This is a genomic window from Flagellimonas flava (genome assembly GCF_900129665.1).
In the GTDB taxonomy this organism is placed as follows: Bacteria; Bacteroidota; Bacteroidia; order Flavobacteriales; family Flavobacteriaceae; genus Flagellimonas; species Flagellimonas flava.
In genome coordinates this window covers 31085-45170 of sequence record NZ_FQWL01000011.1, presented here as the reverse complement: position 1 = coordinate 45170, position 14086 = coordinate 31085, and the positions used below count along the sequence as shown (strand labels likewise).

The following is a 14086-nucleotide window of genomic DNA, read 5'->3' as shown; positions in this document are numbered from 1 at the left end:
ATCGCGTTGCAATCAAACAAACATCTTTTAGTTTTCCTATTTGTTCTTCTTGGTAACACCCTAATTCTAAGAGCTCAGGAGGATCTAATCATGCCTCTGCCCATAAAGGCGTTACAAGATAGTATAACTGCTCCCTTGTTACCTCCCAATATCCTAAATGATTCCATTTCCGTGGATTCGGTAGAGACAGATTCCCTTTCGGGAAAAAAGCCCCTGTTATTGGATCAAATAAAATACAAGGCCAAGGATTACGTGAAGTTAAGCCAGAAAGATAATAAAATTTACTTATACGATGAGGCCGAGATTTACTATCAGGATACTGAACTTAAGGCCGGCGTCATCGTCATGGACTATATAAAAAACGAGGTTTACGCTGGCAGGCTCAAGGATTCCACCGGGACCTATTCACAATTGCCTTATTTTAAGCAGGGCACCAACGAGGTACGGCCAGATTCCATCCGGTTTAACTTTGATACCCAAAAGGCACTCATCTGGAATTCACGGACCGAGCAACAGGCCGGTCTTGGGCAAATTGGTAGTGACGCCATGAAGGTTTATGCCGAGGTCACAAAGAAGGAAAACGATTCTGTATATTTCCTTAGTGAAGGAAAATTAACAACTTCCAAGGATACAGTTGACCCTGACTATTATATCCGTATCCGGAAGGCCAAGTTTGTGCCCAAGAAGAAAATCATTGCTGGCCTAAGCAATATTTATATTGTTGATGTACCCACTCCCATTGCGCTCCCCTTTGCATACTTTCCGCTAAGCAGTGGGCGCACGGCCGGACTTATTTTCCCGACCTTCGGGAATGATCCACAACGCGGCTACTTCTTGCAAAATGGTGGATACTACCTACCAATTAGTGAATATGTCGACCTACAGCTTACAGGGGATTTTTATACGAACGGAAGCTATGGTTTTAGAGGGAATTCCATTTATGCGAAACGCTATAAATTTCGAGGAAACATCAACTTTAGCTATGAAAATATTATTCAAAGCCAGAAGGGATTTGATGACTTTAGTAGAACCAGCAACTATAACATCCGTATACAACATACCCAGGACCCCAAAGCTAGTCCCTACTCGCGTTTTTCCGCTTCGGTCAACCTGGGTAGTAGCCAGTTCTTTACCAATTCCCTAAACCAAGTAAACCGTTCCCAAACACAAACTAATACCTTCGCCTCGTCTATCAGCTACTCCAAGACATTTCCGGCCTATCCATCCGTAAATACGAGTTTGACCCTGACACATTCCCAAAACTCCCGTACACAGGCCATCAATATGTCCTTGCCAACCTTTCAGGCCAGTATGGAACGTATATTTCCGTTCGCCAAAAGGGATGGGATAAAAAAGGGAATCGTACAAAACGTGAACTTTCAGTATGATGTGAATGCCCAAAACAGCATTACCACTACAGAAGAGGATTTCTTTACCTCGGAAATGTTTGAAAACGCAAGGGTTGGAGCGCGACATCGAATTCCCATCGGAACCAACTTTAAAGTTGCTAAATATTTAAGTGTCAGTCTTAATGGTAGTTATGAAGATGTCTGGACCTTGGAAACAATTCGTCGCAGATTTGATACGGATGAGCAAGCCGTTGTCACAGATACGATACCTGGCTTTGACCGATTTAATCGGTACAATATGGGTGCTTCCATTGGAACTACGGTGTACGGTACCTTCAACTTTGGTGAAGACAAAAAAATCCAAGCAATCCGCCATGTAATGCGACCATCCATCGGATATAGCTATGCGCCATCGTTCGAACAGTTTTATGACACCTATTTGGACGGAGATAACGAAGAGGTCCAGTATACCCCTTTCGAAACCAGTATTTATGGAAGACCCTCATTGAGTAAGGGGAATTCCTTAAGTTTTTCCCTACAAAATTCCCTTGAGGCCAAAGTGCGAGATAAGGATTCAACCGCCACGGAACCCAGAAAAGTTAGTATACTGAGTAATCTCACCTTTTCGGCCAATTATAACTTTGAAGCAGATTCCCTAAAGCTAAGTCCCATAAATATGACGGGGGCTACGGAAATCATCAAGAACGTGCCCATTAACTTTTCCGCCACCTTTGACCCTTATGCCATTGACAACAATGGGAGAAGAATCAATACGTTCAACATTAACAATGGAGGTGGTTTGTTCCGATTAACTTCGGCGCGATTGAACACGGGATTCTCCCTCAAAAGTGATATGTTCAAAAAGGGCGGCGGTAAATCCGATCAAGATGACCAAGATCAGGATCCGGGTTACGGCAATAACCCCTTTGAGCTCCAAGGCGCACGGGATGGGCAACCCTTTTTCCAGGAGGACGATTCGGATACGGATGATGTAGACAATCCCCTATACAAAAATGAAATGCCCTGGGATGCACGAATAACCTATGTTGCTACCTATAACAACAGTAATCGGCAAAGTGAGATCACCAACCATTCACTGATGTTTTCCGGCAACATAAAACTGTCCCCAAAATGGGAAGTGGGATTCAATTCTGGTTATGATATAAAAAATAAGGGCTTTGCCGATACACGGTTTGCTTTTAAGCGCGACCTTAATAGTTTCCGTCTTAGTTTTGACTGGACCCCCTTTGGCCGGTTTGAACGATGGTATTTCTTTATAGGGATAAAAGCCTCGATTCTTAAAGACCTTAAATGGGAAAATAGGAGTCAACCTTTCGTAAGCAGACGATAATTTCAAATAAATTACTTCCTTTACGGATACATTGAATCTAATTTTAACTCCATGAAAAAGATTATCAACACCGCAAACGCTCCGGCACCAATTGGACCCTACAACCAAGCAGTACTCATAAAGGACACACTTTACATTTCGGGTCAAATTCCGATGGACCCAAGCTCGGGCGAGTTGGTTCAGAGCGGCATTAAGGACGAGACCAGGCAATCTATGGAAAACCTCAAGGCCATTCTTACCGAAGCGGGAATGGGTTTTGAGCAAGTGGTGAAGAGTTCAATATTTATAAAAGATATGAACCAGTTTTCCCAAATAAATGAAGTGTACGCTACCTATTTTGATGCTGATACGGCACCAGCCAGGGAAACCGTTGAAGTGGCAAACCTTCCTAAGTTTGTAAATGTGGAAATATCGATGATAGCGGTTAAATAGTCTCCCTATGGAATTCCATCAGACCTTCAATAGGTCGCTGACGGATAACGCCTAAAATAAGGTCGTTTCGTTCCAAAACTGTGGTCAGCTCGTCTCTTAAGAAATGAGCAATACTTCCCACAAAACTGATTGGAACCTTGGTAGCCAACTCAAATTGCATGATGTAATTGTTCACAAACTGCTGTAGCCCCTTGTCAATGACGCCCCTACAGTAAGGGTGTTCCTTATTTTCAATGATAAAGCGGGCAAAGGTGGCCAAGTAGGTATTTGGGTTGGGTTGTTTGTACAGATGTTCCTTTATGACATCTGCATCCAGGTTGTATTCCTTGGCAAACTTAATGCCCAAATCCTGGGGCATTTTATGGAAGTAATAATCCCGCAGCAGTTTTCTTCCAAAGAAGTTCCCACTGCCATCATCCATTAAAATGTATCCTAAGGACGTAACTTTTTGGAACAACTGATGTCCATCGTAATAACTACAATTGGAACCTGTTCCTAGAATACAAACGATGCCCTGATGACCAATTTTGGTGGTGGAGTATATGGCGGCATAGGTATCTTCGCGAACCTCTGCCTTGGCATTGGGAAAGAAATCCTTGAAAATTTCTTTTAGGAATTTCTTCATTCTATCGGTACCACAGCCCGCACCATAGAAGTACAAATGACTTACGTCTTCCCTATTCTTGGAAAGCTCAAAATTGTTGGCCAAACGATCCTCAATTACCTCACGCGTAAGCACTTCAGGGCTTAACCCTAACGTTTGTGTCATGAAAAGTTGCTCGCCTTTATCGTCCAAAGCAATCCAGTCCGATTTGGTCGCCCCACTGTCAACAATCAATATCATAAGTCAAGTTTTGTTGGAAAACCGGGAAGAAGGGAACCTTCTCCCCGGATTTTTGTATTAAGATACTAAATTATAGACTTGCAACGTGCTCGGCAAGGTCTACTAATTTGTTGGAATATCCTGTTTCGTTATCGTACCAAGAAACCACCTTAAAGAAGGTAGGGTTCAACTCCATCCCGGCTCCAGCATCGAAAATACTTGTACGAACATCACCTACAAAATCTTGGGAAACCACGGCTTCATCGGTGTATCCCAATATACCGGCCAATTCCCCTTCAGAAGCTTCTTTGAAGGCTTTTTTGATTTCATCGTAGGAAGTCTCTTTTTCCAATTTAACGGTAAGGTCAACCACGGAAACATCCGCCGTTGGAACCCTAAAGGCCATTCCTGTAAGTTTTCCCAATAGCTCAGGAATTACCTTAGTCACAGCTTTGGCAGCTCCCGTTGAAGCTGGAATGATATTAAGCAGGGCACTTCTACCACCTCTATAATCTTTTCTGGACGGTCCGTCCACTGTCATTTGTGTGGCCGTCGTGGCATGTACAGTAGTCATCAAACCTTCTGCAATTCCAAATTTATCGTTCAGAACCTTGGCCATCGGAGCCAAGCAGTTGGTTGTACAGGATGCATTGGACACAATGGTGTCAGAAGCCTTAACATCCTGATGGTTGACGCCCATAACAAACATAGGGGCATCTTTGGACGGAGCGGAAATCACAACTTTCTTGGCTCCTCCGTCAATATGATATTGTGCAGTTTCCAGAGAAGTGAAGATACCCGTACATTCTGCGACGATATCAGCACCAACTTCATCCCATTTTAGACTTTTAGGATCGCGCTCAGCCGTAATTCTAATGGTTTTTCCATTAACCACTAAGTGTCCATCCTTCACTTCAACGGTGCCATCGAATCTTCCATGCACAGAATCGTATTCCAACAAGTAGGCAAGGTGTTCCACATCCAAAAGGTCGTTGATGGCAACAACATCAACATTATCTCTTTTTACGGTAGCCCTAAACACCAATCTTCCAATTCTACCGAATCCGTTAATTCCTATTTTTAAATTTGACATTTTTACTTTATTTGGTTTAAATTATGTAGTCATTATATCGGAAACCTTGATCAATTCCTCATCAATTTCCGTATGTGCCTTGATAGCCTCGCTTATTGGAGTTAATATCAAGTTGTTATCGCGAATCCCAACCATGTAGTTGGATTTACCTTCAAGCAAACTTTCCACGGCCTTTACCCCCATTCTACTCGCCAGTACTCGGTCAAAACAGGTTGGGTTCCCCCCTCTTTGCATATGACCCAAAACCGATACCCTAACATCATAGATAGGTAAATGCTCTTCCACATATTCTTTAAGTTCGAAGACATTCTTACCAATTTTATCGCCTTCGGCCACGATAACGATACTGGACGATTTTCCGGATTTTTTACTCCTCTTAAGGGAATCCAGCAAACGCTCCAGCCCCAAGTTCTGTTCTGGAATCAGGATTTCTTCTGCACCGGCACCCACACCAGCATTTAAAGCGATATGGCCCACATCCCTTCCCATAACCTCAACAAAGAACAAACGGTTATGTGAACTTGCGGTATCCCTGATCTTATCAATAGCCTCCACTACAGTGTTGATGGCAGTATCAAATCCTATGGTATAGGTAGACCCAAGGATATCGTTATCAATAGTACCTGGAATACCGATGACCGGAAAATTATACTCTTCATTAAAGGCCACTGCACCCGCAAAGCTTCCGTTTCCACCAATAACAACAAAGGCTTGAATACCCTCTTTAACCAGCTGTTCATGCGCTTTTTTACGACCTTCCTTGGTCCTAAATTCATCGCATCTAGCTGATTTTAAGATAGTTCCCCCTTTGTTGATGATATTGTTTACGCTACGTGCATCAAGGGATTTAAAATCCCCTTCGATCATACCTTGGTAACCTCTATAGATACCAACACATTCAATGTTCAAATACGCACAAGTACGGACAACAGATCGGATTCCAGCATTCATTCCTGGTGAATCCCCTCCTGAGGTAAACACCGCTATTTTCTTAATTTCTGAAGCCATTCAAAAGTTTAAAAAGCCAAAACTAGGAAACTTTATTTAATAAATGAATGACATGATACCGAATTTGATTTCAGGTAGTTCCGCAAACGTTTTCGTGATTTTTTTATTGAAAAATTGCGAATTATACCACTATCTGAATGATTTTTTGGTAATCCTGTTTTTCGGAGCAAATCGAATCAGGCTGTCCTTGCCCATTATTTCCGTAGACTGTTCTTTGGGTTCTTCAGAAGGTGCAACCACATCTTCCTTCTTCTTGAAAATCTTTTGCATAAGTTCCCTGAAACTATTGAAGTCCACCTGATAAGAAAGACCAACCCCCTGAATATAGCCTTGGCGCTCTGCCAAAAATCGCTGCACCTGATTTTCCCGATTGAAAATCTTGGCACTTAAGGTACCCTCCTCATTCAATAGTACTTGAACCTCAACATCACCGGCGACTACAGACTCAGAAACACCTCCCACGGGAACCCCCACCCGACCATTGACCAAAATACGCTCGGAAATTTGTGTGGAGACGGTGACACCTATTCTATTTTCGGTCCTAATATCCTCGCTATTGAGCAATCCCTGTTCGTATGAAACTCCCAGATTGAACTTATCATTGTCGCTACCCAGTATTTGGTTTAAAAGCCCGGAGGCCGTTTGAATCAGGTTACCTGTTACTGCCTGTTGGTTGATACCCGACTGTTCATCTACAAAAGTACCCTGGGCCAATAAAAAGAAGGCATTGCGCTCTTTCACGGCAGGATCTTGCAATCGGTACTCAAGTTCGGACTGAAATACAGAATTTGCTCCAGGAAAATCGATGTCAAACGCAATATTTGGACTTTCCAGCTCTCCATCCAACCTCACCACAACTTCTGTTGGTATCCGAGCTACATTGTTCTGATTATCCAATAAAGGTGCAGGGTTGGCATTTAATTTATAGACCGCTTCCAGATTGAGTTGGGCCGCAAGCGGGTCCCGCTCCCAGAGAATAGTTCCACCAGGTCGCACTTGGAATTTCTTGTCAATAACACCGCCATACTTGAAATTGTATTCTCCGGTAACCGCCACAAATTCCCCGTACATATTAAACTTCCCGTTGGTATTGATCTCTATAAGAAGAATCCCTTCCCCAGTTCCTTTTAGGGAACTTCCCGTACTCTGATCCACAACAATTTCCACCTCAGCTTCTGGGGTTACTGCCAAGTCAAAGGCCATCTCCAGCCCTTGATAGTCCTGTAATACGCGTTCTTCCGTAAAGGATTCCGCTCCGCTTTTTTCAATAAAATTGATAAAGGAATAGTCCCCAACCGTGGTCACATCGCTTAAAGGTATTTTTAAAGAGGTTCCCCTGGCCGTTGTTGCATCCACCGCAATGGTAAGCGCATCTGTAGAGCCGTAAATACTTCCTGTTCCATTAATGAAGCCCGTTCCGTAGTAGAGCGCTTCCTCATCAAAGTCTGTATTTAAAATCATAAATCGATCCCCATTGGTATCCACATCCAAATCCAGGGACCAATCCCCAAAAGCCGTATGGTTGATCGTACCATCCAAAGTCGCTTTTGTACCCTCCACAACATCCGAGAGGCCCACTTCCTCAAAATAAAAGGTCTGGTCAAAGAGTCGAACCCTGGAATAGGGCGCAAAATCATAGTCCACATTAAGGTATGGAATTCCAAGGCCCGCTTCGTTCAAACTTAGCACACCGTTGATGGAAGGATTATTAATATCTCCTACCAACCTAGTGTTTCCATTGACTTTTCCCCGAATATTGGAAATAACCCCGTCTCCTAACGGACTGAAGGGCTCTAGGTCAAAATCGGTAAAGTTGGCAAAGAGGTTCAGCTCCTGTTTGTTGTTCCGGTTAAGCACTTTCCCATTGACACTCATTTTTTCCCTTCCATTGTCAATCAACCATGAACTCACGCCAAATTGCGTAAGGTCATTATTTCCGAAAATGCCTATCTCCAGGTCACCCATCCGTAAATCGTTCACGCTGAAATCGGTAATATTCAAACTGGAAGTTGGAAGGTAATTGCCATCTTTTTGGAGAATGTTCAAGAATCCGTCTACCGAACCATCAAGCTTTAGACTGTCTATGGCTGGAGTTATCTTATCCAGTGAAACTATTTTAAACTGAAGATCTAAATCCTTGTAGGTGGAATCAGCCAATTCTCCCCGTAATCTTATCTGCTCCCTATTGTTATTGTCCATGACCACATCCTCTATTCGAATGCTATCCAAGGTTTTATTCAGAATGACCTTGTTCTTATTATCCCCATCCTTGTTTAAGACCCAAGTGTTTCCCTTAAAATTAATATCAGATTTCTTCAATCCAATAACCGATTTGTTGTTCTCGTTAAAGGTGTGATAAAAATTAAGCTTATAGCTGTCGTCGTATCCCCTACCGCCTTTAAATTCCGTCCTAAAGAAGAGTGTGTCCTTCAACGTGGTGTTGATAAGATTAAAGTCCTTGACATCATAATAAATGGTGGACATATCCGCGACCGACACATAGGTATTAAAGAGCGGGTTTTTATTATCTATTTTTAATTCTATCTCATCAAAATCGTTCCCATAGGCCTTAATACTGGGGGATTTAAATGTGAGCTTAAAATCTCCTTCATCGGAAATGATGCTTCCCCTGATAAAGGTATTAGGGTCAAAAGCCACGTCGGGGAAAAACACGTCCACAATCTTGTTATATATCTTAAAATTGAAGTTGAGCCGCTGCCCTTCGGAAATCTCAAAAGGTTTGTAATTGGTATAAATGCTACCGATGGAGTTCTGGACCAGCTTACCAATTTCATTCACCTTGAATTTTCCACGAACATAGCCCGTAATAATATCTGGCGAATTAATTTCCACGGTTCTGACCGTATCCTGGTCAAAGGAAGAGGAAACGGCAAAATCATCAAAATAGTAGGTCTCGTTTTTATTCTGGTACACCGTATTGGAAAAACGCACCTGACCTATAATGTTGTCCAAGGTGCTGCCCTCAACATCCATGTTTAGGTCGCCTTTGAAAATAGAAACGCTATCATTGATAAAATTCATCCGCTTCAGGTCCGCATGGGCTACAGAAGCAATAAAATTGAACTTGTTTTCTCCATCCCCAAAATCGGCCAACCCTTTGAAACTGAATTTTACATTTTCGTCGTTGCTCACGAGAGAACCATCAAATAGTTGTTCCTTCAGAATCCCGGAAACCCTTAGATTGTTGTACTCATACCCGTTATATTCCAATTTATAGACCTCGCCTATGACCTCGGTATTCAGGTATTCGGCAATAAAGCCCTTGCCCTCTACATTTACATCCAGACTGGTCAATCCAAATTCCTCTTGGTCCGTAAAGTTGCCCAGGTCAAAATCGATAAGCGAAATAAATCCGATATAAGAGGCGTCGTCTATGGCCTGGATATTTGTCATCTGTAAATCCGAGTAACTGCTTCCAATGGCCGTATCCAAGTTCATTTGAACGTCCAAGGAAGTTTCAGTGACCTCCGCGTCTCCTCGAATAGTGAACTGCCCCAGTTTCTGGAATGATGATGGAATGTTCTTCCCCAAAATATTGGGCAATATGGAGCGTAACTGATAATAGCTGGAGGTTACCCTTTTCATATCGGCCCGCATTACGAATGGAGCTTCCTGACTGAACATATTGTTGAACTCAAAGTCCCCACGAATTCCAGTATTTCCGGCCTGAGCAAATAGGTCCTCCACTTGTAATCCATTGAGTACCCCGCTAAAGTTACCAGAAAACGAAACGGTCTTATTGGCCCCAAACTCGTCATAAAAGGTATTTACATCGTTCAGCGCAACGGTGGATTCCACAAATTGGGCATCCACATTCACCTTGTCCAAAAACTCGGCAAAGTCCTCCCGATTGTAGTTGAACACCAAATTTCCCTGTAAATGGGATTCTTTGGTGCGAATGTCCAAGGTGTCAAACCGCATCTGCTCCTTGGTATAGGTAAACTTGGTGGACAGGTTTTCCAACTGGATCCCGCGCTTGCTCAAAAAGGATAACTCCTCTATATCCAGTGTAACATCCGGACCCAAGATTTGGAAATCCTTGGCAAGCACTTCCAGGTTTACAAAGTCCAAGGTGGTGGGCCGCTCTAGATTTTCATCGACCAATTTAAAACGGCTACCTTCTATCTGTACCTCATCAGAAGCCAGAAAGAAAGGAGGGGTTCCCGGAGCACGGGGTTGCCCGTCATCCAATTTGGCCACAAAAACATCCAAGTTGGTCTCTGTTTCACCCTTATAGGTCTTTAGATTGAAAAATAGACCATTGACATCAATATCCCCAAACTCCATTTTTCCATTGGCCATATTCCGAAGGTTCAGAATAGAAGTGGAAAGTTTTTCGATATAGGCCAGGGTATCTTTTTTATAGTCCTCTACATAAATTCCCTTGAGACCCGTGTTTAGGTTGAATAAGGAAAGGCTCAAACGGTCTATGTTGATATTGGTGCCAAACTCTTCATTCAGGGATTTGGTGGCATAACGGGCCATTCGGGTCTGGACCGCTGGGATGGACAGAATCAAGGAGCCCAAGACCATAAGGAGCAGAATTGCCAAGAGCACACGGAGCAGTATTTTCCTTAATTTTTTGATAGGGCTATATGTTTTACCTTTGCTCGACCAATTTTTGTTCCAAAATCCGTGGCTACAGAAAAAAAATACATTCTTGCAATAGAATCTTCCTGTGACGATACCTCAGCAGCGGTATTGTGCAACACCAAAGTGCTGAGCAACGTAGTTGCAACCCAAGAAATCCATAGGCAATACGGAGGTGTTGTCCCAGAGTTGGCATCCAGGGCACATCAACAAAATATTGTTCCAGTGGTTCACCAGGCCTTGGCCAAAGCAAATATCGATAAAAAACAACTATCCGCCATAGCCTTTACCCGAGGTCCAGGTCTTATGGGGTCTTTATTAGTGGGCACTTCCTTTGCCAAATCGCTGGCATTGGGATTAGATATTCCGTTAATTGAGGTCAATCATATGGAAGCCCATATTTTGGCCCACTTCATTGAGGATGAAGATACCGGCCAACCAGAATTTCCGTTTTTGGCCATGACCATCAGCGGCGGACATACCCAAATTGTGAAGGTCAACAGCTATTTTGACATGGAGGTTCTGGGAGAAACGCTTGACGATGCGGTGGGCGAAGCTTTTGACAAGAGCGCCAAAATTATGGGTTTACCCTATCCAGGTGGGCCCTTGGTGGACAAATATGCACGGGAAGGAAATCCAGCTGCCTATCCCTTTCCCAAACCTAAGGTGGAAGGACTCAACTTTAGTTTTAGCGGATTAAAGACAAGTATTTTGTATTTTCTTCAACGGGAAGCCCGTAAAAATCCAGATTTTGTCGAGGAAAACATTAGGGACATCTGTGCCTCCGTGCAACATACCATCTTGGAAATCTTGATGGGCAAACTTGAGTTGGCCGTAAGGCAAACCGGGATACAACAAGTAGCCATTGGAGGCGGGGTTGCTGCCAATTCCGGAATCAGGGCCAGATTAAAAGATGCAGAACACACCAAGGGTTGGAAAACGTATATCCCAAAATTTGCCTATTGCACGGACAATGCAGCGATGATCGGAATTGTGGGTTACCTTAAATTCTTGGAGGGTAAATTCACGGACCAAAGTGTGGCGGCCAAGGCGAGGTATGCCATAGGTTCTTAATGTTCAGTTATGAATTGTGAATTTTAAGGGATATCAAACGAGTATTTAAAATTCAGCATTAAGCCTTACATCTTTGAACTTGAACTTGTTTTGGACACTCCCAGTCTTATATCTTGACTCTTGCTTCCTGTCTCCTTGGAATAGGATGTCAGCAATCAGAAATCAGTATTGTTGAACTTGAGTTTGAATTTGTTTTTGGATGGTTGGATTTTTGGATGCCCTGAGTCTTGTTTCTTGATTTTTAAGTCTTTTGAGAAATCAGAGGCCGGAAAGCAGAATTAAATATTTGAACTTGAGTTTAACTTAAACCTGTTTTTTGATATCCCGAGTCTTGTCTCTTAGTTCTTGCTTCTTGTCTCCGTGGAATAGGATGTCAGCAATCAGAAGTCAGTTTTTTTGGTTTTGAATCTTTGAGGTTGAATGCGAGTCCAATTGAACATTTAAAATTCAAAATTTAGCATTGATCCTTAGACTCATTGCTTCATTAACCATTTAGACTTTTATCACGTAACTTTACCCCATGGCATATAGCGAAGAACTTGTATCACGAATTCGGGTTGCGACCGCACTTTTCCCAGAAACTTTTACTGAAAAAAAGATGTTTGGAGGAATAGCATTTCTATTTCAAGGCAAAATGACGGTGGGCGCAATAAATGATGATCTTATGGTCAGGGTTGTTGGCGAAAAAATGGAGGGCACACTGCAACAGCAAGCAGTAAGACCTATGGATTTCACAGGGAAACCCATGAAAGAGTTTGTTTTTGTTTCCAAGGCGGGGTTCAACACCGAAGAACAATTACAACATTGGGTCGAGTTGGGAGTGGAACATGCCAAAAGTAAATTATAGCCTATGCAACTTTTCTACAACCCTTCGTTGGACAATAGTTTTAAGCAATTCTTCTTTTCATCCGAGGAAAGCAAACACATTATAAAAGTGCTTCGGAAAAAAGAAGGTGACCTGCTCCATATCACCAATGGCAAAGGGTATTTATATGAGGCCAAAATATTGTCTGCGGACCTTAAGAAATGTAAGGCGGAAATCGTATCTGAAAAGAAAAGTGTTCCCAAACGACACAGCTTGCACCTTGCCGTAGCCCCCACAAAAATGAACGATCGTTATGAGTGGTTTTTGGAAAAGGCGACCGAAATTGGAATAGATGAGATTACCCCGATCATTTGCGAACATTCAGAGAGAAAGGTGTTGAAAGCAGAACGGATGGAACGTGTATTGCAGTCTGCCATGAAACAGTCCTTGCAAACTTTCTTGCCAAAACTCAATCCCCCAATTCCCTTTAAAAAGTTTATGGAACTTCAGCCGAAGGGATTAAAGTTCATTGCCCATTGTGATGAAGGTGAAAAAATGGAGTTAAAACGAAAAGTAGCAGCGGACAAAGATGTTATCATCCTCATAGGACCAGAAGGGGATTTTTCAAAAGACGAAATTAATTTGGCCTTAGCAAAGGGGTATTTACCTGTATCACTGGGTAGAACCAGACTTCGCACCGAAACAGCCGCCTTGGTGGCCTGTACCACGGTTTCCATGTTGAACAACTAATCCAAGCCAACTTTGGCGGCAGCAGTAATATCCAAATTATCCGCTTCCACTAGTGCTATTAAGGTCAATTTATCGTTCCCGCGAACGATTTCAGGGACAGATAAAACACCTTTACCTTCCCTAGCTGATAGGGGTATATAATCTTCAGCAACAACAATATTGCTATTCTTCAAGGTCCTATTCCTGTTCTCCCCGCGGGTAACGGAAGTGGTGCGCTCATCCAGAACCAATACCGTCCTCAACAATTTGGTATCCACATCGCCTAAAACGGAATACTCAAAATCTATGGTGCCACCAGATTGCTTCACGTTTGTCAAGAGAACCTTGTTAGCGCTATTTCGATTTTTGTAGGCATCAACCTTTGTGAACAGTTTTGATGCATTGGAACCAACAAAGTGCTCCCTTCCGTTCACTACCATTTCCGGGGTATAATTGCTACTGTATCTAAATTTGCGATTGTAGTCCCGCTGTTTTTTAGTGTAGACCGATTTGCTAAAGGGGTCTTTCCATCCGATATAGTTCCAATAGTCCACGTGATAGGAAAGGGCAAAAACGGTTTCCGGAAACTGCTTCTTGGCCTTGTTCAAAAGCACATCCGCCGGAGGGCAGCTAGAACATCCCTGCGAAGTAAAGAGTTCCAAAACTACAACAGGCTCATAGGTTTCCTCCAGTACCTCTTTTTTGTCGTTTGGGACAACCGGTTCCACTGCAGCAGCGTATAGCGCTATCAAGGATATTCCAAAAAAGGCAAATGATGGAATTAGGATTTTTTTAAACATGAATGCTGTAC

At 42.9% G+C, this 14086-nt stretch carries 10 protein-coding genes; 5 read left to right on the top strand and 5 right to left on the bottom strand.

Annotated elements, in window-relative coordinates; all coding sequences use genetic code 11:
• Window positions 1-90: 90 nt before the first annotated feature.
• The gene (locus BUC10_RS17485) at window positions 91-2700 is read left to right on the top strand and encodes a putative LPS assembly protein LptD (protein ID WP_245812854.1); all 2610 of its coding nucleotides are present in this window, start codon (window positions 91-93) and stop codon (window positions 2698-2700) included.
• Window positions 2701-2751: 51 nt separating this feature from the next.
• A complete protein-coding gene (locus BUC10_RS17480; protein WP_073182095.1) occupies window positions 2752-3132 on the top strand; it encodes a RidA family protein in 381 nt (126 codons plus the stop codon).
• On the opposite strand, the gene BUC10_RS17475 is transcribed toward BUC10_RS17480, so the two are convergent.
• The 4 genes from BUC10_RS17475 to BUC10_RS17460 all read right to left on the bottom strand — a co-directional run bounded on the left by BUC10_RS17475 (window position 3125) and on the right by BUC10_RS17460 (window position 10610).
• The gene (locus BUC10_RS17475; RefSeq protein ID WP_073182093.1) at window positions 3125-3976 is read right to left on the bottom strand and encodes an N-acetylglucosamine kinase; all 852 of its coding nucleotides are present in this window, start codon (window positions 3974-3976) and stop codon (window positions 3125-3127) included. The two genes, BUC10_RS17480 and BUC10_RS17475, sit on opposite strands and share 8 nt — an antisense overlap.
• A gap of 70 nt (window positions 3977-4046) precedes the next feature.
• Window positions 4047-5048 carry a type I glyceraldehyde-3-phosphate dehydrogenase gene (gene gap, locus BUC10_RS17470; RefSeq protein WP_073182091.1) on the bottom strand — a complete coding sequence of 334 codons (1002 nt, stop codon included), beginning with the start codon at window positions 5046-5048 and terminating at the stop codon, window positions 4047-4049.
• A 21-nt stretch (window positions 5049-5069) separates the two neighbouring features.
• The gene (gene pfkA, locus BUC10_RS17465; RefSeq protein WP_073182088.1) at window positions 5070-6056 is read right to left on the bottom strand and encodes a 6-phosphofructokinase; all 987 of its coding nucleotides are present in this window, start codon (window positions 6054-6056) and stop codon (window positions 5070-5072) included.
• A gap of 129 nt (window positions 6057-6185) precedes the next feature.
• Window positions 6186-10610: a translocation/assembly module TamB domain-containing protein gene (locus BUC10_RS17460; RefSeq protein ID WP_073182086.1), complete on the bottom strand. Its 4425-nt coding sequence runs from the start codon at window positions 10608-10610 to the stop codon at window positions 6186-6188.
• Window positions 10611-10712: 102 nt separating this feature from the next.
• Between BUC10_RS17460 and tsaD the strand changes: the two genes are divergently transcribed.
• From tsaD to BUC10_RS17445, 3 genes are all read left to right on the top strand, one after another.
• Window positions 10713-11741 carry a tRNA (adenosine(37)-N6)-threonylcarbamoyltransferase complex transferase subunit TsaD gene (gene tsaD, locus BUC10_RS17455; protein ID WP_073182084.1) on the top strand — a complete coding sequence of 343 codons (1029 nt, stop codon included), beginning with the start codon at window positions 10713-10715 and terminating at the stop codon, window positions 11739-11741.
• A 520-nt stretch (window positions 11742-12261) separates the two neighbouring features.
• Complete coding sequence (locus BUC10_RS17450; RefSeq protein ID WP_073182082.1) at window positions 12262-12588, top strand: TfoX/Sxy family protein; 327 nt, start codon at window positions 12262-12264, stop codon at window positions 12586-12588.
• Between the two features lie 3 nt (window positions 12589-12591).
• Window positions 12592-13296 carry a 16S rRNA (uracil(1498)-N(3))-methyltransferase gene (locus BUC10_RS17445; RefSeq protein ID WP_073182080.1) on the top strand — a complete coding sequence of 235 codons (705 nt, stop codon included), beginning with the start codon at window positions 12592-12594 and terminating at the stop codon, window positions 13294-13296.
• On the opposite strand, the gene BUC10_RS17440 is transcribed toward BUC10_RS17445, so the two are convergent.
• Window positions 13293-14075, bottom strand: coding sequence for a DUF1223 domain-containing protein (locus BUC10_RS17440; RefSeq protein ID WP_073182077.1), 783 nt, complete (start codon window positions 14073-14075; stop codon window positions 13293-13295). The genes BUC10_RS17445 and BUC10_RS17440 overlap by 4 nt on opposite strands.
• Window positions 14076-14086 lie beyond the last annotated feature (11 nt).